The organism is Brevibacillus reuszeri (genome assembly GCF_001187725.1).
GTDB classification, from domain to species: Bacteria; Bacillota; Bacilli; order Brevibacillales; family Brevibacillaceae; genus Brevibacillus; species Brevibacillus reuszeri.
Genome location: NZ_LGIQ01000009.1, coordinates 1831693 through 1855022, shown reverse-complemented (window position 1 = coordinate 1855022; position 23330 = coordinate 1831693). Strand labels below are relative to the sequence as shown.

The 23330-nt window shown below is 48.6% G+C and carries 17 protein-coding genes; 6 read left to right on the top strand and 11 right to left on the bottom strand.

Going from position 1 to position 23330, the window contains the following annotated elements; translation table 11 throughout:
- Positions 1 to 109: 109 nt before the first annotated feature.
- Positions 110 to 802, top strand: coding sequence for a response regulator transcription factor (locus tag ADS79_RS23120; protein ID WP_049740701.1), 693 nt, complete (start codon positions 110 to 112; stop codon positions 800 to 802).
- Positions 780 to 2972: a sensor histidine kinase gene (locus ADS79_RS23115; protein WP_049740700.1), complete on the top strand. Its 2193-nt coding sequence runs from the start codon at positions 780 to 782 to the stop codon at positions 2970 to 2972. The genes ADS79_RS23120 and ADS79_RS23115 overlap by 23 nt, the downstream gene beginning before the upstream one ends.
- A gap of 363 nt (positions 2973 to 3335) precedes the next feature.
- Here ADS79_RS23115 and ADS79_RS23105 read toward each other — a convergent pair whose 3' ends face one another.
- From ADS79_RS23105 to ADS79_RS23065, 9 genes are all read right to left on the bottom strand, one after another.
- Entirely contained in the window at positions 3336 to 3599 is a 264-nt protein-coding gene (locus ADS79_RS23105; protein ID WP_049740698.1) for an HPr family phosphocarrier protein, read from the bottom strand.
- 20 nt (positions 3600 to 3619) lie between these two features.
- Positions 3620 to 4465 (bottom strand): Cof-type HAD-IIB family hydrolase, encoded by an 846-nt coding sequence (locus ADS79_RS23100; RefSeq protein WP_049740697.1) that lies wholly within the window; start codon positions 4463 to 4465, stop codon positions 3620 to 3622.
- Positions 4462 to 5784, bottom strand: a complete 1323-nt coding sequence (locus ADS79_RS23095) for a 6-phospho-beta-glucosidase (RefSeq protein ID WP_049740696.1) — start codon at positions 5782 to 5784, stop codon at positions 4462 to 4464. Before ADS79_RS23095 ends, ADS79_RS23100 begins: the two co-directional genes overlap by 4 nt.
- A complete protein-coding gene (locus ADS79_RS23090; protein ID WP_049741116.1) occupies positions 5781 to 6107 on the bottom strand; it encodes a PTS sugar transporter subunit IIA in 327 nt (108 codons plus the stop codon). The genes ADS79_RS23095 and ADS79_RS23090 overlap by 4 nt, the downstream gene beginning before the upstream one ends.
- 12 nt (positions 6108 to 6119) lie before the next feature.
- Positions 6120 to 6872: a chitin disaccharide deacetylase gene (gene chbG, locus ADS79_RS23085; protein WP_049740695.1), complete on the bottom strand. Its 753-nt coding sequence runs from the start codon at positions 6870 to 6872 to the stop codon at positions 6120 to 6122.
- 25 nt (positions 6873 to 6897) lie between these two features.
- A complete protein-coding gene (gene celB / locus ADS79_RS23080; protein ID WP_049740694.1) occupies positions 6898 to 8250 on the bottom strand; it encodes a PTS cellobiose transporter subunit IIC in 1353 nt (450 codons plus the stop codon).
- 12 nt (positions 8251 to 8262) lie between these two features.
- Complete coding sequence (locus ADS79_RS23075; RefSeq protein WP_049740693.1) at positions 8263 to 8565, bottom strand: PTS sugar transporter subunit IIB; 303 nt, start codon at positions 8563 to 8565, stop codon at positions 8263 to 8265.
- A 205-nt stretch (positions 8566 to 8770) separates the two neighbouring features.
- Positions 8771 to 11455, bottom strand: a complete 2685-nt coding sequence (locus ADS79_RS23070) for a sigma-54-dependent transcriptional regulator (RefSeq protein WP_049740692.1) — start codon at positions 11453 to 11455, stop codon at positions 8771 to 8773.
- A 230-nt stretch (positions 11456 to 11685) separates the two neighbouring features.
- Complete coding sequence (locus ADS79_RS23065; RefSeq protein WP_049740691.1) at positions 11686 to 13443, bottom strand: methyl-accepting chemotaxis protein; 1758 nt, start codon at positions 13441 to 13443, stop codon at positions 11686 to 11688.
- A 274-nt stretch (positions 13444 to 13717) separates the two neighbouring features.
- Here ADS79_RS23065 and ADS79_RS23060 point away from each other — a divergent pair, with 274 nt between their 5' ends.
- The 4 genes from ADS79_RS23060 to lplT all read left to right on the top strand — a co-directional run bounded on the left by ADS79_RS23060 (position 13718) and on the right by lplT (position 19167).
- Positions 13718 to 15088 carry a sensor histidine kinase gene (locus tag ADS79_RS23060; protein ID WP_049740690.1) on the top strand — a complete coding sequence of 457 codons (1371 nt, stop codon included), beginning with the start codon at positions 13718 to 13720 and terminating at the stop codon, positions 15086 to 15088.
- A gap of 28 nt (positions 15089 to 15116) precedes the next feature.
- The gene (locus ADS79_RS23055; protein ID WP_049740689.1) at positions 15117 to 15755 is read left to right on the top strand and encodes a response regulator; all 639 of its coding nucleotides are present in this window, start codon (positions 15117 to 15119) and stop codon (positions 15753 to 15755) included.
- Positions 15756 to 15863: 108 nt separating this feature from the next.
- A complete protein-coding gene (locus ADS79_RS23050) occupies positions 15864 to 17975 on the top strand; it encodes an AMP-binding protein (protein ID WP_049740688.1) in 2112 nt (703 codons plus the stop codon).
- Between the two features lies 1 nt (position 17976).
- Positions 17977 to 19167 (top strand): lysophospholipid transporter LplT, encoded by a 1191-nt coding sequence (gene lplT / locus ADS79_RS23045; protein ID WP_049740687.1) that lies wholly within the window; start codon positions 17977 to 17979, stop codon positions 19165 to 19167.
- A 68-nt stretch (positions 19168 to 19235) separates the two neighbouring features.
- Here the strand turns inward: lplT and ADS79_RS23040 are convergent, their stop codons facing one another.
- Both ADS79_RS23040 and recQ read right to left on the bottom strand, forming a co-directional pair.
- Entirely contained in the window at positions 19236 to 21215 is a 1980-nt protein-coding gene (locus tag ADS79_RS23040; RefSeq protein ID WP_049740686.1) for a bifunctional metallophosphatase/5'-nucleotidase, read from the bottom strand.
- A gap of 187 nt (positions 21216 to 21402) precedes the next feature.
- Positions 21403 to 23178 carry a DNA helicase RecQ gene (recQ, locus tag ADS79_RS23035; protein WP_049740685.1) on the bottom strand — a complete coding sequence of 592 codons (1776 nt, stop codon included), beginning with the start codon at positions 23176 to 23178 and terminating at the stop codon, positions 21403 to 21405.
- Between the last annotated feature and the right edge of the window lie 152 nt (positions 23179 to 23330).

The following is a 23330-nucleotide window of genomic DNA, read 5'->3' as shown; positions in this document are numbered from 1 at the left end:
AGGAGAAGGGACTCATACCTTAATAAATTTGTAAGAGTTTTTTATGCTGTTTTGTTAAAGCTGACCGTTAAGATAGTAACATGAATGCATTCATAAGGTGGGAAAAAGTATGACGAATTATCATGTCCTCGTAGTCGACGACGAGGCTGAGATTAGAGACGCGATCGAAATTTATTTACAAAATGAATCCATGATCGTCCACAAAGCAGGCGATGGGCTAGAGGCGTTAGCCATTTTGGAAAAAGAAGAAATCCACCTCATCCTATTAGACATCATGATGCCCAAAATGGACGGAATCACGGCCACATTCAAGATTCGGCAGGAAAAAAACATTCCGATCATCATGCTATCAGCAAAATCTGAGGACACCGATAAAATCCTCGGACTGAATATCGGAGCAGATGACTATGTCACCAAGCCCTTTCATCCTCTCGAGCTGCTGGCACGGGTCAAATCCCAGCTCCGTCGTTATACCAATCTGGGCACCTACAAGGTCACGGAGGACGAAATCCAGGTACGTGGGCTGACCTTGAACAAGAACACCAAAACAGTCTCCGTAGACGGTAATGAGATCAGACTGACCGCGACTGAGTACAAAATTTTGGAGCTGTTGATGGACAACAAGGGTCGTGTCTTTTCTATCGAGGAAATTTACGAGCGCGTCTGGAAGGAGCCGTATTTAAATGCTGAAAATACGGTTGCGGTACACGTCAGACGCATACGCGAAAAGATCGAAATCAACCCGAAAGAACCGAAATACTTAAAGGTGGTATGGGGAATTGGATACAAAATCGAAAAATAGCCGCACACCGTTTCTGGCGATGATCGCCTTGGTTGTGAGCATTTCGCTCGCTTTATTGACTGCGGCTGATCTCTACCACAATCGTGAATACTTGCAAAAGGACAATTACTTTCAAAGCTCAAGCTTTCGTTGGGAGATGCAGAATTTTGTCGAACTGGTAAAAACCGTTCATGTGGATTATGCCGGTTATGAAACGAAGACTCCTCAAGAAAAGCTGGGGAAAGAAGGACTCCAGCAATATACCCAGCAACGGGAGGATACACTGCAACGAGTAGCGGAGAGTATTTCCCAAGAATACATGCCGCAAATCGAGGACGCCAAAAACGCTGGTAAGCCGGAAGAAGTGACAAGACTTTCGGCCGAAATGGAACAACGCAAAAAGGCCCAATACGACAAGGAGGTCGTTTTTTGGGATAAGCAGTTTAGCGATATGGTAACGAATAAGGATCAGGAGTACGAGGAAAGCAAAAACAGCTTGGCTCTCCGAAGCGGATCGATCAACTATTACGTAAATGACAAAAAAAATCACAAAGTATTTACTAATCTTGATCATGAGCCTACAGAAACCGAGATGAGAAATGCTCGTTTCTCGATCTCCTTCCCGCAGAACACTTATCAAAAGTACAGTGAATTCTCAGACATTAGTCGCACGTATCAGATCAACCAATGGAATGGCGTTTTCTTTATTCCGGTAAATTCCGTAGGATACAGCCAGATTCAAGCCGACGCTGTCTATTTTGATTCCATTCGAAATCGGCTGTTAAAGGAATTCGCACTACTTACCATCACACTCTTGATCGCAGCTATGCTTTGGTGGTATTTGAGCATGATGAACGCAATCAGACTTCCGGTCATCACAAAAAGCTTGGCGCTATTCAGACTCATTCCACTGGACATTCGCATGATTCTATTACTGCCGCTTGGCATTACGTATCTGCTCATGATATCAAATATGCGGTTTTTCTATTTCCCGATAGATATTGAGCATTTCTTTACCCTCGGCTTCATTTCCGTTTTTACTGCCTACTGGCTCCTGCAGCTATTGGAGGGCTGGCACATGTACAAACAACCTGAGCTTTTCAAAGAGCAATGGCAGCAAAGCTTGTTGACGAGACAACGCATCCTGTTCCAAGAGAGCTTCGCGAATAAAGGAGTATTCTTTAAAGTTGCCATGTTGTTCATCCTAACCATCGGTCTTGGAATGAGCATGGCAATAGGGCTCGTTTCCCTGATCAAAGGTGAGGGTGCCATCTTGATTCTCTGCTTTTTGTACGGAATGTTTTATATGGTTGTTGTGTTTCCATATGTCTTGCGGCGTATTGGATTAATGAATCGCATCCTGCTGGGAGCAGCCGAAATGGCATCCGGGAATATGAACGCCTCCATCGAGAAAATTCGAAAAGGCAAGCTTTCGGAGCTCGCTCACTCGCTCAACAACATACGTCAGGGCCTCAAGCACGCAATGGAGGAACAGGTGAAAAGCGAAAGACTCAAATCGGAGCTGATCACCAACGTTTCGCACGATTTAAAAACGCCGCTTACTTCTATCGTCAACTATGTGGACTTGCTTAAGCGCGAGAATCTGTCCCCAGAAGAAGTGAAAAGCTATGTAGAAATATTAGAGCGTAAAACAGACCGACTGCGCATCCTGATTGACGATTTGTTTGATGCTGCGAAAATGGCAAGCGGCTCGGTTGAACTGAACATCGAGCAGGTAAACGTAGCAGCCTTACTTAATCAGGCGATCGCTGAATTCAGCGACAAGATCGAACAATCACCTCTCACCTTCCGCGTCACTACGGAGCAGTCCAAAATCTACGCTCCGCTCGACGGCAAAAAAACATGGCGCGTCTTTGAGAATCTGATCGGCAATGCATTAAAGTATTCGATGCCGAAAACGCGAGTCTTGATTGATTTGTTTGAGCGTGACCACGAGGTTATTCTCACCATCAAAAACGTCTCTGCTTATGAAATTGACTTTGATGCAGAAGAGCTGTTTGAACGCTTCAAGCGAGCGGATCAATCGCGAAATACTGAGGGCTCTGGCCTCGGGCTCGCCATTGCAAAGAGCATCGTCGAGCTGCAAGGTGGGAAGCTATCTATTGAGATTGATGGTGATTACTTTAAGGTGACGGTTGTGTTTCGCAAGTGGGCTCGGGCGGGCAGTTAGTGGAAGAGAGAAAACAGGAGAAAAGGCTCCAGGTTCTTGGGACCCTTGCAGGGGGATTCACTGGCCGGTTCCTTTCCAAAAACGAAACCGCGTCCAAAGTAGCGGATTCACAAGTTGTTTCACAAAGGTGGACGCTTAAAACCGTGTTTCGTTTTTTCCACTCCTCCTTGGTAAGGGTCCCAAAGACCTTCGCTAATTTCTCCTGTTTCCTCTCACCAGCTGTATTCCTTTCTCGCTGGCATAAAAAACAAAAGATCTTTACTGAAAGCAAAGATGCTTGATTTTAAGTACAGAATTGCCCCTACATAAGAAAGTCGATGCCCCGTATACAAGGCATCGGCTTTGTTGCTGTATTTTCTCTCTCTAGATCGCGAAATTTCGTTCAAACAATGCTCGCACATCTGCAACGGCTTGCTTCTCGTCTTCCCCGTCTATCTCAAAGGTTAGCTCATCACCGGTCTTTACGCCCAGCGCCATGACGCTAAGGATGCTTTTGCCATTTGCCTGCTTGTTGTTGTAAATCATTTTGGCTGTAGAGCGGTATCCATTTAGCAAATTGACCAGGACCGAAGCAGGGCGGGCATGGAGACCACCGCTTACGGTTACTTCCACGGTAAATCGAATCATTTCACTCCTCCCTTCCTGTTTTAACCCTGATGGAAAAACCTTTGGATAACAGCAGCAACTCCGTGCTGATCGTTCGTATCGGTTACTTGACGCGCCAGTTTTTTGACCGCATCAGGTGCGTTTCCCATGGCTACTCCCATTCCCGCAAATTGGAGCATTTCCACGTCATTGTAATTGTCGCCTACTGCTACCATTTGCTCTGGTATGATGTCCAGCTTCTCGCCGAGTACAGCAAGGCCAGTCGCCTTGGAGATGCCCTCTGGCAAAATTTCCAAATTGCGATCTCCAGACGCGGTTACTCTGATCTCCTTGAATTTAGCCTTTGCCAACTCTCTTCTGGCAGCAGCTAAACGCTCTGGCTCTCCCATCACGAATATTTTTGGGACACTCACATTCTTTTCACGTACGTACTCTGCCACCCGGCAGGATGCCATAATTTTGAGGGGGTATAGATTTTTCCACAGCTGGCGCAGCGTCGATGGATTCAATAGTGGAAACAGGTCTCTCCACTTCCAGCTTCTATTCGTCACGGCGTAAGATTCATGCAACAGCATGACGTCCAATCCATACTCGACGAGTATCTCCGTAATCCTGGTGACGACCTCGGTCGGAATGCGTTTCACGAACAATACCTCGTCTGTAAGTGGATCAGCCACATACGCTCCGTCATGGGAGATGAGCGGTACACGAATCTGAAACTGTTTTGCCATCGTCTTTGCCGAAGGATAGGCCCTTCCTGTCGCAAGCGTGACGTATATCCCTCTTGTCGTAAGCTCTGTGATCGCTTGCAGTGTCACCTTGGACAACGTATGGTTGGACATCAAGATCGTCCCGTCCACATCGAGTGCAAGCAGCTTATAGTTCATGATACCGGTTTGAAAAACTGCGGGAGGTAATCCTTATGGGCCTCCAGCATTTCATCAAGAATTTTCTTGGCAACAACATCAGAGTGTACTAACGGATTGATGTTCATTGCCAGCAGCGCCTTATGATAATCCCCCGTCACAGCTGCCTCAGCTGCCACACGCTCGAATGACTTGATTTGCTGGACCAGCCCACGTACAGATACGGGCAGATCACCGACAGACAGTGGAATCGGGCCTTCTCGTGTGATGACGCAATTGACTTCAACTGCCGAATCGTCCGGAATGCTCGCGATTGCTCCGTTGTTTCGCACGTTTACAGGCTGGATGTCGCGCTTGTCGTTGTATATGGAGTGAATCAAGTTGCAGGCAGCCTCGCTGTAAAACGCACCTCCGCGCTTCTCCAGCTGAGGCGGCTTGATATTCAGGTCCGGATCTTCATAAAGCTTGAACAGCTCCGCTTCCACCTGCTTCACCACTTCGGCGCGCGTACCGTTCTTCTTCGCCTCTTCCTGTTCATGCGCCAGCATCGCACTGGTCTGATAATAGTACCGATGGTAGGGGCATGGCAAAAGCCCTAGGGCCTTGATAAAATCGGGGTCCCATCCCAGATCCAGAATGTTTTGCATGGTGATGCCGGACTGCTCGCCTGTCAGCTTGTCGATCACCTGGGAAATGACATTTTCCCCGTCCACATAAACAGCAAGACCAAATACCATGTGATTCAAGCCAGCAAAATCAATATGGACTCGTGATTGATCGACACCTAGGATCGTTGCCACACCCATTTGCATGCCAATCGGAACATTACACAGTCCGATTACCTTCTTCCTGGTGGTATAGCGCAGTACTGCTTCTGTCACCATGCCTGCGGGATTGGTAAAATTAATCAGCCACGCATCCGGGCACAACTCTTCCATGTCGCGGCAAATGTCCAGAATCACCGGAATGGTGCGCAGTCCTTTAAACAAGCCGCCTGGACCGTTCGTTTCCTGACCGATCACGTCGTACTTCAGAGGGATCGTTTCATCCTTGATCCGTGCGTCCAGCAAACCGACACGCATCTGTGTCGTAACGAAATCGGCACCCTCCAGCGCTTTACGCCGATCGAGCGTCAGATGAACCTCCATGGGCACACCCGCTTTTTCCACCATTCGCTTGGCCAAAGCTCCTACGATCTGCAGCTTTTTCTCACCTTCAGGGATATCCACCAGCCATAGCTCGCGTACAGGAAGCTCGTCATAGCGCTTAATAAAGCCCTCTACCAGCTCTGGCGTATAGCTAGACCCCCCACCTATTGTGACGATTTTGATTCCGCTCACACTCCAGCCTCCTTGCCTGCATGGATATGACCGTACAGCTCTACAAACTCTGTGGCCAAATCCTTAATAGTCATGGCATTCATCAAATGATCCTGCGCATGGATTAACAGCATGCTGATCTCTGTCTTTTCACCAGATACTTCTTTTTGGATCAAAGCCGTCTGGTTTTGGTGGGCGAGGCTCAGCTCCTCTCCTGCACGGTTTAAAGCATCTTGCGCGCCTTGCAAATCTTTGCTTTTCGCTTGGGCAATTGCCTCCATTGCCAGACTTCTGGCATTGCCTCCGTGCAGAATCAATTGAAAAATTACGTCTGTCTGGTCCAAATAGATCTCCACCTATCCGAGTTGGTTGAAATTCACCAGCTGTATCCCCTGTTTCTGGACATATTCTTTTATCTGTGGCGCAGTCAAAATCTTCAGCTCTCTGGTACGCTGATGGTTATAGGAGCTGCCTGTCAGCACTTCCTCATCGAGAAATGCAGGATGAGTCATGATTTCTGTCGTCAAATATCCGGCCTTTTCAATCTCTTTCAAAATGCTCATCAGCGTATCTACACTCAAATCATCACCGTAAAAGCGATGGGAAAAGCCCTCTGTTGTCCTGATTTGCGGCCAGTCTGCCTGTTCTCCCGGATTGAGCGTCCACGGACTACGTACAGGCAGTCGATACTCCTCTGCCAATTGAAGCACGATAGGCAAAACGGCTTTATGCGCGTGAACGTGATGGTGACTGTCAATATGGGTCAGCTTGAGCCCTGCCCCCAGGAAAGTCTCAAGCTGTGCTGTCAATTCACGCTGGAGCTCATCACTACTTGCCGAGGATAAATACTCCTGCCCTCGCCGAAAACGCCCCTGCTCGTCGGTTAACGATGGCACATCCTGGCTCACCGGGAAGCCGCAGTCGAGCACCAGATGAATGCCTACGCCAAGCTTCGGATTCTCTTTTGCCAGCTCTACAGCATGCGCAAATCCGCCCATATTGACCATCATAGTGGCAGACGTGACGATTCCTTCGCGATGCGCCTCAATAATCCCGAGGTTCACCCCTTTGGAATAACCAAAATCGTCTGCATTCACAATCAGTTTCATAAACAGCCCCATCTCCTACCCCTTTTTACATCGATACGGCTTTATCTGTACCTGCTGGCGAATTGCTGGCTTGTTCTTCGTTTAGCTTTTGTTTGTCCCACAGACGGAAGAATGGATAGTAGATCAACAGGGACACGATTAGGTTTACAAGTTGGAGGATGCTACCTGAAATTTTCCCGCCCGTCGCCAAATAACCACTAATAATTAACGGTGTGGTCCAAGGAACCGCGACCCCGCTAGGTTTTGCCACCCACCCGAAGGACATCGCCAAATAGCTGATAATGACCAGCACGACCGGGGCCAAAATAAACGGAATGATCAAAAGCGGGTTCATCACGATCGGCATACCGAATGTCACAGGCTCGTTAATGTTAAACAAACCGGGACCAATCGAGAGTCTGCCAATGTTTTTCATTTGCTCACTGCGCGCCCTAAGCAGCATCAGGATGACGAGAGCAAGTGTTGCCCCTGAGCCCCCGGCATAAATCCACAGGTCAAAAAACTGCGTAGTGACAACGTTTGGCAGCTCTGCATTCGGATTTGCCTGGAAGGCCGCCCTGTTTTGGTCCATGAGCGACAGCCAAATGGGGCTCATGACACCGCCAACAATCGCCGCTCCGTGCAGTCCCAGCGACCATAGCAATTGAACCAGCAGCACGCAGACAATCGCGCCAATCATACTGCTGCCAAGGGCATTCAGTGGTCCTACAAGCAGATCTTTAACAATGTTGTGGATGCTTTCAAAGGTGGTGTTTTCAATCACAATGCGGAGAAGCCAAACGACGATCAGTACAATTGATGCAGGAATCAAAGCAACAAACGAGCGGGAAACAGCGGGGGGGACACCATCTGGCATGGTGATCACAATCTTCTTCTGAATGATCTTACGGTAAATCTCTGTCGACAATACAGCCAGCAGCATCGCGACAAAGAGCCCTTGGCTACCCATCAGCGTGACCGGAATCACGCCGCCTACTTCTACTGCTGCACTGGCACCCTCTGGTGTAAACATGGTTTTATAGGGTGTAGCCAGCAGGAAGGACGCAACAGAAATAGCTCCTGCCGATAACGGGTCTACCTTGTATTTTTCTGCTAGCCTGTAGGCGACGCCAAAACTGACGATTAACGCCATGATGTCAAAGGTAGCATTTACGGGATACAATAGCTTCGTTAACCATTTATCACCAAAAATCCCGCTCATGAATTCGTTATAACCAGGTATGGGTATAAAGCCAATGATGAGGAACAATGAGCCGATAATTAACAAAGGCATGGTTAAAATGATCCCGTCACGAATCGCCTGCAAATGCTTTTGCTCAGCAATTCGACCGGCTACTGGCATGACGCGGTTTTCCAGGAATGAAATAAATCCCGCCATACGCACCCTCCTCTACTTTTTTAACCGCAGAGCAAACTCCAGTACATTTTTTCCATTCAGCGTTCCGTAATCGATCGTACTGATTACATCGACGGGAATCCCTCTTGCATCCCCTTCCTTTTTCATTTCTGCTAGCTTGTAACGAACCTGGGGACCTATCAGCAGCACATCAGCCTGATCAATGTTCTTCTTTACTTCATCTGCGGAAACGGCCCAGATCCGTGCGGCAATTCCTTTGTCTTTTGCAGCCTGCTCCATTTTCTGAACCAGCAGACTGGTGGACATCCCTGCAGCGCAGCAAAGCAAAATGTTCAATCCATCTCCCCCCTTTCACACGCTTGATGCCGTATAGATATAGCAAGCGGCGTGCCAAAACACCCATTTTGTATGCGCTTTCAAAACAAAGTGCATTACGCCGCGGTTTTCTGTTCAGGTATACAATAGCTCTGCTTTAGTGTTTCGCTGACAATCCGCCAGTGTATTGCGCTCACATTCCGTTTTCCAAAAAATAAAACACTATTTACGCTAGTGTTTTATTGTGTAGAAAGAAATTCATGATAAAGCACACATCGTCGTCCGTGATGGATATTGCGTACTTGTCTTGGAGCGGCTGCAGCTCATGGCGGAGCATACTGTAAAGCAGGCGGTTTTCCTTAAGAAAAGACTCTTTGTCCTGATACGTAACCATGTGGGCATTTGTTTTCAACCGATCTACGAGGCAGCAAATATGCAGGTATGTGCCAATTCTTGTATCGAATATCAGTGTCATGTTCAAGCGCTCCTCCATGCGGCTGACACATGTCCTGACATCGCGAAGAACCTCTTTTCCCTCTACCTGGCTCAAGTGCTCCTTCAGCGTATCCTCCATCTTCACATAAGCCTCTTCCAAATCGATGGTCTGCTGAATATCGTGCAGGGCTTCTCCGTTCAACACGTCATCCATGCCGTAGCAGCGCAGGTCCTTATCCAGCAAATAGTTGCTCACCACACAAAGCACTTCCCGCTCTGTCTTCATCACTTTCAACTGCTTGCGTGCCTGTGCTTTGTCAATGAGCTGCAAAGGAACAAACTCAAGAAGCTGTTCATCATAGCGCAAACGGGATTCCAGCAGCTTCTTCAAAAAAAGTGCGCTCCCCTCTCCCGTCAGGCAAGCCGCTACAATCGCCATTTTCGGTGCCACGGAACACGCTATTTCCTTTGGAGGCTCATCCCGCTGCTGTTGAAAGATAGACATACTCACTACATCGCGATACACATCCTCCAGGGGAGCACCAAGCATCGCCTTTCGCGTCGCCTCAATCACATGCGGGGTACTCACCATCGGAATAACTCTCACGGGGATGCCCAGCTCTTTCTCGATCAACTCGCCAAAGCCGAGCAGGGACCCCATATCAACCAGTAGAAGCAAACCTGCCGTTCCACTAATCTTCCTGGCAACCTTCACTGCTTGCTCCAGCACAGTCATGGAATCTACCTCAAGCGGCAAATCAAGCGCTTTGGCATAATCCGTAACCAGCAGTCGATTTGTCACATCGACCATCGCCGTCGCTCCGCCACTGCCGTGTGTAATAACCAGGACGCCAATTGTTTCCCGCTCCTCCTGCATACTCTCGTCATCCAGCACAAAAAACATGGTGAGGTAACCCGCTTCCGCAATCGGTAAATCCATAAGGATCGCTTCCTCGATCATCCGAACGCATTCGAGTGCCACAGCAAATTCCTTTTTGTACTTGAGCCGTACGCCATTGATATGCGGATTTACGATCTGCTTTCCCTGTGCCAGCCTCTCCTTTGAGGTTTGAATGTGCAGCGCCAGGCCAAAGATCACTTTTTGGCTCAAAATCTTCCCCAATTTCGCTTCCGCATACTCCACGATCTCTTCTACCAAATGAATGATAATCGGGTCAATAATCCGTGCCATATCATCCTTGTTAATCCGTTGATGGACGCCTTTAATGAACGGGGTAAAGTAATTTTCAATATCAAACTCCAGCTCTTCTTCGCTGATTCCCTGGTTTTGTAATTCGTAAATTTTTTGCTCAATCTTTTCATAGACGCTATTTGACGTCACTTCTGGCTCTCTGCCGACCATCAGCCCTTCCTCTGTCGGCAGGACCACAAAGCATTCGTTGTTCGATCCGATCAATTCGTCCAGAGCAGATTTTTGTTCTTTTGCCAACAGCAGACCCTGCTTCACATGATGGGGCATATCTTGAACAGTTACATGTAGCTGTTTTTTCTTCATGGAAATGAATTCTGCATACGCACTGGCACACGTCAGCTGAATATCCGTTTTTAACTGACCGATATTATTGGGGCAATGATAGGACAAGAACGCTTGAATGGCACTGGCTGAAATCGTAATTTCCCGTCCTAGCCGGAACGCCTCTTCCCGAAAAAGCTTGATGACCAGCCCAAATCTTTCTTCCACGCGCCATTCCCTCAGCGAGGGAAGCCTGATAATCATCGGAATCCGTCTAATAAACGTCTTAAGCAGACTCGATTCGGGATTTTCTGTCGTCGCCGAAATGATTTGTACTTGTGCCGTTCTCTCGATCTCCGTTTCGCCAACACGCCGGAACGTCCCCTTGTCCATGAAGGTGAAAAAAATCTCCTGCCCCTCTGCAGGAAGCCGGTGGACCTCATCGAGAAACAGAATACCGCCATCCGCTTTTTCCACGAGTCCCTTTCGATCATTTTCCGCTCCGGTATAGGCTCCTTTTTTCACACCGAACAGCTGACTGATCAATAATTGAGGGTTGTTCGCGTAATCCGCGCAATTAAACACAACGAATGGCGCATTTTTGTCCAAGCGTCCGATATCTACCGCGAACTCATGGATCAGGACGGCAAATCCCGACTTCCCTACGCCTGTCTCCCCCAAAATCAGGCAGTGCATGCCTCGCGGAGGATACAGAACCGCTGCCTTGGCCTGCTCGACCGGTGTCAAAAGGCTCTTGTTTGTTTTGGTCAGCCTGTCCAGACTCGTTTGCTCCAGCACCAAGGAGTTTTTGGCTTCTTTTGCGTAAAAAAGCGTCGGCCGTCCTTCTTCCTTCTCGACCTTGCCTTCCTTCCATAAACGGTTCAGATCGCTGCTGACGTTCGCCCGGCTGAGGTCCAGCAGCTCTGCCAGCTCTCCTGCACTTACCTTTTTATCCAAACCAACCTCTACTAATTTTTGGAAAACGAGATCCAAACGTTTCATCCTATCACCTGCCATTGATTAGATAGAAAGATCGTCGCATCATTTGGGTAGTTCGTTTTCAATTCAACAAGCCATTTGGAAAAACCTTCCTACTAAATCATATGACGAGAATTCATAGGTAATCACGAAAAGCATGGGAAGCTGCGAAGCATTTTGCACAGACAGATCAAAAAAGCCAGTACCCTTTTTGGAAAAGAGTCTGGCTTCTTGTGAGAAATGGAGCTGCTGCCCTATACGTTTACTTGCTGGATGGCCAGCCGCATATCAATGGTATTAGCACTTAAAACAGCAGAGGCCTCATGTACCTGCTTCATCATATCCAGCTGCTGGCTCGTCATGGTCCGTATCTGTTGCGTCTGCTCGGTAACACCGCTTGCTACCTGGGCGATACTGCCAAACTGAGCGACAACCTCTTCAGAGCCTGCAGAGAGCTGCTCAGTCGTAGCCGAAACCTCCAAGATTTGCTCACTGACCAGACGAAACGCTTTAACCGCGTGCAGGAAGGATTGCTCTGCCTCGTGGGACAGCTCAACACCTGCCATGATTTCCTTTGTAACAACTTCCATTTCCCCGCTGATTTTTCCCGATTCCGTTCCGATGTTTTCAAGCAGGGCCGTAATCTGCCCCACAGATATCGCTGAGGCGTCTGCCAGCTTGCTGACCTCCTTGGCGACCACCGTAAAGCCCAGACCATGCTCCCCTGCTCTTGCTGCTTCAATCGAAGCGTTCAGCGCGAGAATTTTGGTCTGTTCAGTGAAGCTGCGAATGGATGCGAGTACATTTTCAATCTCATCTGAATACGCCTTCAGCTGAGTCGCCATGCTCAAGGTATGCGCCGCAGAAGAGGAGATCTCACGCATTTGTTTATTCATTCGTTTCATCGCTGTGTCGCCCGTTTGCGCGATGTCTACAGCCTGGATAGCCGCATCCGATACCGTAGCCGAAGAGCCTGCGATTCGTGATATGCCTTGTGCAATTTCCTCCATGGCAGCGACACTGTCATCCGCACTCTTCTTTTGGGAGTTGGCACCTTCATAAATGACTTTTACTGTATCATTGATGTTCTGCCCCATCACCAGCATATGATCTGCATTTGTGGCGAACTCTTTGGACGATACAACCAGCTGATCTGAGGTCTTGTCCATATTGACGACCAAACCGCGCACGCGCGTATGCAAATTCTCAGACATCAGCAGCATCGCTTTGTATACCGTGCCAATCTCATCCTCCGAGCGAACAGGTTGAGCACGCAAAATCACGCCAGCCTCTGCCAAATCACCTTCAGCCAGCTTCTCTGCACTTGCTTGAACCGTACGCAACGGTCGCAATGCCCGCTGGACAAACCAAATAATGACGCCAATAGCCACGAGTGTGATCACGAGCAGCATCACGTAAAATGGAAGGCTCTTTTTGATAACATTGGCTGCAAGCTGCTCAAATACAGCGGCATCCGTATCAATTCCAAGTGCGCCCATGACTGTTCCACTCGCATCCTTCACGGGAACATAGGCTGACAAATAGGTTCCATACTCAGGATTTTCGATGATAGGGGAGCTTGCCTTATGTCCAGCCAATACAGATTGCACAGCGGCAGGTGGCATGTCTGTCACTTCATTGATCGGAGAAGCGTCAGGGTCCTTCGGCGGACGGCCATCAATCATGATTCTCGGTTCCTTACTCTCGTCAAATCGCACAAAATACACGTAGCGCGCTCCAATTTGTGTGCGGAAAACGTCCAGCTCTTGTCGTAGCGACCAGTACAGCTCCGTTTCCTGTGGCTCTTTCAAAAATTGAGCGTAGCGATCTGTCTGCATTCCAGCGGCGTAGCTCTCAGCAATACGCATATTATAGCTGTTGATTCCGTCCTCGACTGCTGACCGGGTCTGAATGACTTGTGTCGCGATATTACCGACAGCAATTAACACCAGCACGGCAATAATCACACATAAAATCCGAACAATCAGGTGTTTTTTCATGAATCCCTTCATTCACTCGCTTCTCCTTTACGCCTGTCCCAAATCAGTTCAATGAAATACCAATGATTTCTTCTAACCCAACTACAATCATAGGTGATTTTTGTCAGCGAGAATAGATATGACTATTCAGAATATACACTACTCAAACATATTTCTCGGCTTTCGTTCACATTTTGTTTTTTGTAAAGAATTGACGTTTTTCATTGGCAGTTGACGAAATATCCGTTTCTACCAGCCTGCGTACGGTATAATAGATCTATCATGTTCGACGGGAGAATAGACAGCCATGATGGTTTTTATACTGTTCACCATATGGGCACTGGGTCTTTTGGTCTTGTTTACTGATCCCAAACGAACCTCGATCCGCTGGGCATGTGCGACTGCCTTTGTGGGAGGTGGGGGCTTTCTCTCTGGAGTCATCGATGAGACGCTCATTCCTTTGTGGAAAGACACCCTTGCCCTGTATCCAGGCTCTGAGCAGTTTTTACTGTTTCTGAGCTATAGTGCATCATTTGTTTGCCAAACGGGACTGCCCTATACATTTTTCATGTTTGCTGTTCATTCATCAGAGTGGTTATCACGTAGAGTGAAACAAAGCATACAGTACGCAGCCTTGCTGCTGCCACTTTTGATGCTTGTAATTACGCCGATTTATCCCGTGCTTTCTTTTAACTACTGGATCATGGTCGCGTGGGTCATCCCCTTTTTTCTGGTCTCATGCACGCTGCTCATCGTCCAATATCGACGCGAAAAGGACCCTCTTGTTAAGAAGAACAGCTTTTTTACCAATGTTCTGATCATCATTCCTCTTTTTTTCGTGTTTATTTTTATTTACGTCATGCGCATCCAGAATGACTACGAAGCGTGGCGCTACAACATGCTTGTCGTTGCCATCCAGTTCATTCTGATTGTTGCCATTAGTTTGAAATACGGATTTCTCGGCGTACGTCTCCGCGTGGAAAAAAAGCGTCTCGACAGTACGCTGCGCGCGCTGACATCCGGGGCGCAAATCATCAATCATACGATCAAAAACGAAGCAGGTAAAATCTCGCTGTACGCAGATCGCATCGAATCGTTTGCCGAAGAAACGAATCAGCCTTCGCTCAAAGAAGATGCTCTTGTCCTCTCGCAATCGTCCCAGCACATGCTGGATATGATGAATCGTATTCAAGGACAGCTGCGCGAGGTAGAGCTGCGGGAGGCGGATTGCTTTCCGAGCCAAATCATCTCGCAGGTCATCTCGACGCTCACCCCGTACTCGGAAAAAAATCAGGTAAACGTGGAAAAAGAGCTGGACGAGACACTACAGCTGCATTGTGATCCGGTACAGCTGCGGGAGATCATCACCAATCTGTGCATGAACGCGATGGAGGCTATGAAAAACGGCGGCACTCTGCGCTTGCAGCTATTTCGCTCGAATAAACACCTTGTTATCGCTGCCGCAGATACGGGAACAGGAATTTCCAAAGAGAACCTGCCACATGTACTCGATCCTTTCTTTTCTACCAAAAGGACAGGGCAAAACTTTGGATTAGGACTCTCTTACTGTTACAATGTCATGCAAAAGCATCAAGGGCAGCTCGAGATCTACAGCGAGCCCGGGAAAGGGACTACCGTATTTCTGTTCTTCCCGAAAAAGCGTGTCGTACAAACGTAAATAAAGAATGGAAGAGGTGGCTATACTTATGGACACCATTACTGTTTTTCTCGTAGAAGACGATCCTGATTGGCGAAAGGGGCTCGTCGATTTTCTCAATAAGGAGCCCCATATTACGGTTGTTGGCGAAGCTGGCACGAAAGACGAAGCGATCGAACGGTTTGCTCCCGGCAAGGCCGATGTCGTGCTCATGGATATCAATCTGACGGAGAACAATTTGGACGGCATCGAAACCGCTGTTGCCTTCATGGAGCTACAAGCCGACTGTAAAATCATCATGCTCACCTCGCTGACCGCTGAGGACGTCATCGTGGAGTCCTTTTCAGCCGGAGCTGTCAATTACATCAGCAAAAGTAGCTTCAAGGAAATACCGGATGCGATCCGAGCCGCCTATAACCGCGTGTCTGCGATCCACCCCACCGCTGCCGCTGCCCTGCGCAACGAGTTTTTGCGGATGAAAAAAGAGGAGGACCAGAAGCTGTTGTCCCCTGCTGAAAAGGACATCCTGCAGCTCATCCACCAAGGGCAGACTCAGACACAGATTGAGCAATCGCTGCACATCACCAAGCGCACGATCAAGAACCATATCAATCGCATCCTGAAAAAAATGGGCGTCAAAACGAGCAAGGAAGCAGCCGCAAAAGCCAATCAAAAAAAGCTGTTCTAGGTCTTATTACAAGGTACCAATGAATGTTGGTACTTTTTTTACTTCCTGCACTCTTTACAATGAGAGCTATAGAGCAACACCATTATCTTTTGTAAAGGTGTGGTACACATGGTACTCATTCATACCTTCCTGAAAATGATCCTGATGCTTTGGTTCCGCCCCCGCATCAACGGATTGCACAAACTCGATCTTTCGCAGCCATCGCTGATTATCCCCAATCACGTCTCGCTCATGGATGCGGTTCTCTTGTCTTTTTGCTTGCCAAAAGGCGCGACGTTTGTAGTCAATACGACGATCGCCAAGCGGTTTGCCTTTTTCCTCCGCTTCCGCAAGCACATCGCTATTGACCCGATGAATCCGTATTCGATTCGCCACATGCTGCGTGTCATCAGAAGCGGTGAGACACTGGTGATTTTCCCAGAGGGACGCATCACCACTACTGGCAGCATGATGAAAATCTACAGCGGCGTCGGTTATTTGGCCCTGCGAACAGGCGTAAATGTATATCCGGTAGCCATCCAGGGCTTGGAGCGCTCCATCTTTTCGTACATGAAAGGAAAGCTCCTCCTCTCCTGGTTTCCCGATGTAACCATGACAATCGGTAATCCTTTTACAATGGAACGCGATCCAAACCTGTCGATGCGTGCTCAAAAGGCAACAGCCAATGATCAGATTCTGCAAACCTTGCAAAACGAGCTGTTCCAAAGCCGCATGAAGCAAAACGTCAATCTGTTCGATGAAGTACTGGAGGCTGCCCGTCTCAACGGCGCAAAGCTCGAAATCGCCAAGGATTTGACCAGCGCTATCAATTACCGGACGCTTTTGATTGGCAGCTACCTGCTCGGTAACAAATTGCAGTCCAGCCTTTTAGGTAAGCCTGTAGTCGGCGTATTTCTGCCTAACTCAGTCGGTCATCTCGTGACGTTATTATCCTTGTTCCGCATCGGCAAAACGCCAGCGATCCTCAACTTTTCGCTCGGAATTCGTTCCCTGCTGGATTGCTGTGAGACGGCCCAGATCGATACGATTCTGACATCACGGGTATTTATCGAAAAAGGAAAGCTGGAGCATATTATCGCTGGTCTAGAACCACATCTGAAAATCATCTATCTGGAAGATTTGAAAGCCTCCGCTACTGGCTTCGACAAGCTCGCGGCACTCACTCGCTACCTGCTCAAGCAAAAGGCTTCTCCTGCAAGCGACAACGAGCTGATTCTGTTTACATCAGGCAGTGAAAGCAAGCCAAAGGGTGTCGTTTTGACTCATACGAATCTGTACGCAAATATCCAACAGGTGACTACTGTCATCGATATTACGACACGCGACAAGTTTTTCAACGCTCTGCCGATGTTTCACAGCTTCGGCCTGACAGCGGGTACGCTTTTGCCAGTTGTAAAAGGTGTTCCTGTCTATCTCTACCCAAGCCCGCTGCACTACAAAGCGATTTCGGAGCTGGTATACGATCAAAACGCAACCATTCTTTTCGGTACCTCGACCTTCATGGCGGGCTACGGTCGGATGGCGCATCCTTACAATTTTTACTCCTTGCGCTATGTTTTCGCAGGTGCCGAAAAGCTCAAGGACGATGTACGCAAGCTGTGGATGGAAAAGTTCGGGGTACGGATTTTTGAAGGCTACGGAGCAACTGAAACGGCTCCGATCCTGTCACTGAACACCCCACTTGCCAATAAGCCAGGAACAGTCGGACGCCTGATGCCAGGTATGTCCTACAAGCTCGATGCAGTAAGCGGCATCGAGGAAGGTGGCGAGCTGCTCGTCAAAGGACCGAACGTCATGAAGGGCTACCTCATTCACGGCAAAGGATTTATCCCTGCTGAAGAGTGGTACCACACAGGAGACCTCGTTACGACTGACAAGGACGGCTTTATCAGCATCCAGTCTCGCTTGAAGCGCTTTGCCAAAATCGGAGGGGAAATGGTCTCGCTCAATCTGATTGAGGAGCTGGCGATGCAATGCTTTGGACACTCCGGCTTTGCAGCGATCACCGTAAATGATCCGCGTAAAGGCGAACGCGTCCTCCTGTTTACGACAGATGAGACAGTAGCACTGAGCCAGCTGCGCGCATACTTGACCGAAAAGCAATACTCACCGCTGCTCATTCCAGGCACGATGCAGGTCATCAAGACTCTGCCTCTCCTCGGTAGCGGAAAAACGGATTACGTCACCCTGAAACAACTAGCTGAAAGTGGAGGAAAATGATGTGAGCAGACAACTTAAGCCACTACAAGCCCTATATTTCACTCAGTTTCTATCAGCCTTTGCCGACAACATGATTTTGTTTGTGATCGCCAATTTGCTGCGGGAGAACGGTTTTTCTCCCGCCATGCTCGCACTCGTATCTATTTCATTCTTTCTTCCTTATATTTTTCTCGCTCCTTTGGTCGGTCCTTTTGCCGACAAACACCCGAAGTCACTTGTACTGGTGATCGGCAACCTGATCAAAGCGATTGGCGTCCTATTGTTGTTCGTCATTGACCACTCCAACATCCTCATGCTGATGCTGAGCTATTTTACGGTTGGAGTTGGAGCCGTTGTTTACTCGCCAGCCAAATACGGGATTTTGCCAGAGCTTACGCGTAATGAAGATGAGCTGTTTCACGCCAACGCTCGGATTGAAGCCTATACAATTTTTGCGATCCTGACCGGGATTGGCATCGGAGGGGCTGTCGCCTCTATGACATCTCCTGCGTTCTCCTCGTCGATCTGCCTGATCATCTATTTGCTTTCGCTCGCTATGACCTTTTTCATCCCACGGATGAGAGGCAATCTGTCCATTCGGTATGCTGCCGAGGCACGGCGCTTTTTTATCGACTTCCAGCAGCTGTTAAATCGTCCTGACACCTGCTTCGCCCTGATCGGTACAGGAGCGTTCTGGATGAGCTCTGCTGTCTTGCGAGTAGCTGTGCTCGCCTGGATTCCAATCGCACTGGACATTAACCCACAGAGCTTTTCTGTATCTCTCATTCTGGCTACGACCTCGATCGGGATTATCGTCGGGGCGTTCCTGGCTCCCAAGCTGATTCCACTGGCGCATTTTACTCGCTCGCTGACATTTGGTTTCGGAATGTTTCTAATCATCGTGCTGTTCCCGTGGATTCACGTCACATTCATCGCGATTTGCTTGCTGCTGCTGGTTGGTTTTATGGGGGGCGTATTCATTATCCCGATGAATACCGTATTGCAGGAGGAAGGCAAGAAAATGGTCGGCTCGGGGAAAACGATTGCGATTCAGAACTTTATCGAAAACTTCTTGATGATTGTTGGATCGGGCATCTACTACCTGATTGTGTATGTCGGGGTGTCCATTTCCGGAGCGATTGTTGGTCAGGGTCTGCTTCTCCTCGTGTTCCTCATGTATTTGGTGAAGTATCGCAAGCGAATTACCGGCTGAAAAAAAGCCGTGACTGCGAGAGTCACGGCTTTTCTATGTTTTAGTATGCAATTTAGCGTACGAATAGCTTACGGTTTAGGTGTAGCGGCTGCCGCGGCTTTTCTCGCTTGGTTCAGCTGCTTGTAGAATTCGCCTTTTGTTTTTACATTGGCAAATTTCGCTGCATCTACCTTCGCCTTTTCAGAGAGGGCTGCAATTTCTTCTTTGGTGACAGCATCTTTGATGTTGATCGATGCGATATTGCTGTATTTGCCATCTTCCGTTTTTGGCACGCTCAGGATGCCTGCATTGATCAGCTCTACTACATCATTACGTTCTGGTGCTGTCGTATCTACCCCGATGATTTTCCAGTTGTTCTGTACTTTCGGTTCGTAGACACCTTTTTTCACTTCTTTCAGGTATGCGATTGCACGGTTGCGGATTGTACCAGCAGTTTCACCAAACGTGGTATTGTCTTTGGAGGACCATAGCTGTTCAAACTTGCGTCCCTCCAGAGCGCCACCTTTTGCTTGCAGAGCTTCCATACGGTATGCGTTCATACCGAGCTTCAGCGTATCTTCTGCTTTGATCAAGGTTCCATCAAGCTTGCGCAGGTTGGTGATACGGCTACCATATGGCTTGGACAAATCAATTTCGTATTTCACGTTGCCGAAGAAATCGTTGGTGCTGTATTTGGAAGCACGGCGTTTGCTGTCAAAGCTTACCGTCACATCACCAGGGCGTGTCGTGTTGAAATAGCCTACCGCCCACTCCATATAATCCTTCAGGTCTTTTCCGGTTACTTTGTAAACAGTGATCTCGCCGCCCGCATATTGATAGTTATAGGCGATATCTTTTTTCTTGATCGGACCTACGTCGAGCTTTGCCTTGTCGTTGTCGATCTGGTGAGCAACGACATCAGCCTTGCTATAGTAGAGCATTACTTCATGGAAGAAATCAGATAAAGGCGTCTCCTGAATTTGGACCTGAGGAATTCCCTCAATCTCGTTTTTCGGCACGAGGTTCATGCCCTTCAGCTCTGCTACCACGATGTTGGCATCTGCACGTGCAAATTCGTGGAACGGCGTCAGCTTGGTTTCCAGCTCAGGATCGGATACAACTGGCGTGCCATCTGCACCTTTGACAGGGAGCGCAGTCGCTTCTTTGCTAGCCAGCACGACTTTGCCATTTTTCTTTTCAAACGTCAGGTCAATGCGGGAGAGATGGGTACCGTATTTGTCCGGTTCAGTGATCAGTACACCGTTGATCTCCTCTTTTTTCACCAGCTTGTGCATGTGTCCAGCGAAAATAGCGGTCAATTCTGGTACAGCGTTTGCGATGTCTGCTACGCCCGTGCCTGGAATTCCGTTTTCATTTTCGATGCCCATGTGCATGACGCCGATCATCACGTCTACTTTGCCTTGCAGCTCTTTTACAGCTTTCTTGGTTTCTTCTACCGGATTTTTGATCACGAGGCCATCCAGATGATCCGTTCCTTTTTCAAAGTCAGTGATCATTGGCGTGTTCATTCCGATCAGGCCGATTTTGACGCCAGCGCGTTCAACAATGGTATAGGCCGGGAAGTAACGCTCGCCGTTTTCTTTGTAAATGTTACCTGCGAGTACAGGCCCTTTATATTGACTGCTGATTTTGTCGAGTGTATCAAGTCCAAAATTGAACTCATGGTTACCAAACGCCCACGCATCATAGCCCATTTCGTTCATTGCAACCATCATCGGGGATTCCGGCTGGTCATTGAACAGCTCAGCAGAGTTGTCTTGAATGGAGTCTCCTGCATCCACCAGCACCGTGTTCGGGTTCTCTTTGCGAATCTCCTTGATCATCGTGAACAGCTGTGTCAAGCTTCCGCTCGGATTCGGACCGTCCAAAGCGTAGTCCCACGGCATGAAGCGTCCGTGAATATCAGATGTGCCCAAAAGTGTAATCTTGGTTGGTGCTTCTGCTGCTTTCGTCGGTGCTGGCGCCCCCATGACGCCGCTACCGAGTACCAACGCTGATAACGCGATGCTTGTCAGCGTTTTCCCCATACGTCCTCGTAGTTTTTTCATGTTTTCCCCTCTAATTCTCTCATTGTCAGTACCTTACGATTTGTTGCTTTTTTCTTTCTTTTTTTCCTAGAAATAACCCTCTCTTTCTACCAATATTACTCAACTATACCAGTCAATTTATCTCACCACCATTGAAAATTGACACATAGCTCTCTTGTGCTTGCAAAAAAGCCGTGACAAGGATTCATCACGGCTTTACTGCTGCATAGCTTTGCAAACACTCCAGGAAAAGGTGGCCATACTTATCGAATTTGGACTCCCCAACTCCTTTGATCTGGAGCATCGCTTGCTTGTCTGTCGGGCATAGACTGCTCATTTCCTTTAGCGTGCTGTCATGGAAAATCACATACGGCGGCAAGCCCTCGCGCTGCGAGATTTCTTTGCGCAGCGTACGCAATTTCTCAAAAAGCTCGTCATCCTCGGTCAGCTGTACCGGGCGAATCACGATCTTTTGCACGACTCGCTCCTCGCCTTTGAGGACTGGCAATGCCCGCTCTCCCAGCTTCAGGATCGGGTATTGGCTTTCCGTTACCTGCAGATAGCCTTCTGCGATCAACAGCTGGATCAGGTCGACGATTTCTTTTTCCTTGTATTCCTTCATCAAGCCGTACGTCGGCAATTCGTCAAAATGGAACTGCGTCACCTTTTTGTTTTTGGAGCCTTTGAGCACTTGCGCGACCAAAGCAGCGCCAAAACGCTCTCTCATCCTTTTGACGCAGGAAAAGATCTTCTGTGCCTCCAGTGTGATATCGGAGAGCTCGGTTTCATCCGTGCAGTTTCCGCATTGTCCACACGCTTGCGCATCCGTTTCGCCAAAGTACTGGACGATGTATTGCTGCAAGCAGCGCGGCGTCCGGCAATAGTCAATCATGGCGTACAGCTTTTTGTACTCGTGCTCCTTGCGCTCCTCCAGCAATTGATTTTGCTCAATGAAAAACGTCTGGGTCTGAATATCCTGCGGCTGGAACAGCAGGATGCACTCGCTCGGCTCTCCGTCGCGTCCGGCACGCCCAGCTTCCTGATAGTACGCCTCCAGATTTTTCGGCATGTTGTAATGAATGACATAACGAACGTTGGACTTGTCGATTCCCATCCCGAATGCATTCGTTGCGATCATCGTACGCACGTCATCGTACAAAAACGCCTCTTGGTTATGGGCACGCTCCTCTTCGGACAAGCCTGCGTGGTATTTGGTCACTTCGAATCCGCGTTTTTGCAGATCGGCATACAGAGCATCAACATCTTTTCGTGTAGCGGCATAAATGATTCCGGCCTGTTGTGCATTCGCACGCAAATACTGCTGAATAAACTCGCGTCTGTTTTCCCCTTTTCGCACGGACAAAAGCAGGTTGTCCCGGCCAAAACCGGTGATGAAAAGACGCTCATCCACTAGCTCCAGCTGTCTGCGAATATCTTCTGTGACCTCCGGAGTTGCCGTCGCTGTCAAAGCGGCGACAATCGGGCGCTCCGGCAATGAACGTAAAAAGCGTGCGATCTCCAGGTAGCTTGGGCGGAAATCATGGCCCCACTGGGAAACACAGTGCGCTTCATCAACGGCTACAAAGGAAATCGGAACGTCCTTAATCAGAGCTTGAAAAGCTTCGGATTCGAGCCGCTCCGGAGCAATGTACAGCAGCTTGTACTCACCACGCGCAGCCATCCGCAAGCGATCACGCACTTCGCCATAATCGAGTGAGCTGTTAATTTGCGTAGCGGGTATGCCCATGCTGATGAGGACGTCTACCTGGTCCTTCATCAACGAAATGAGCGGAGAAATGACAATCGTCACGCCATCGTATAGCATGGCCGGAACCTGATAGCAGATGGATTTACCGCCACCGGTTGGCATGATCCCAAGGGTGTCATGACCGTTTAAAAGGCTCTCCACAATCTTCTTTTGTCCTTCTCGAAACGATTGGTAGCCAAAATACTTTTGCAAGACTTCTACAGCTTTATTCAACAAAGAGAATTCACCTTCTCTTTCGAAATGTTTTTCAATGATCCTACTAGTTTACGCATAGGTGTTGAGACAAAACAAGGGGTCGTTCTTGGCTAAAGTGGAGAGGAAAAAGGAGAAAACGCTGGAGATTCTTGAAACACTTCGCTGAGGTTTAG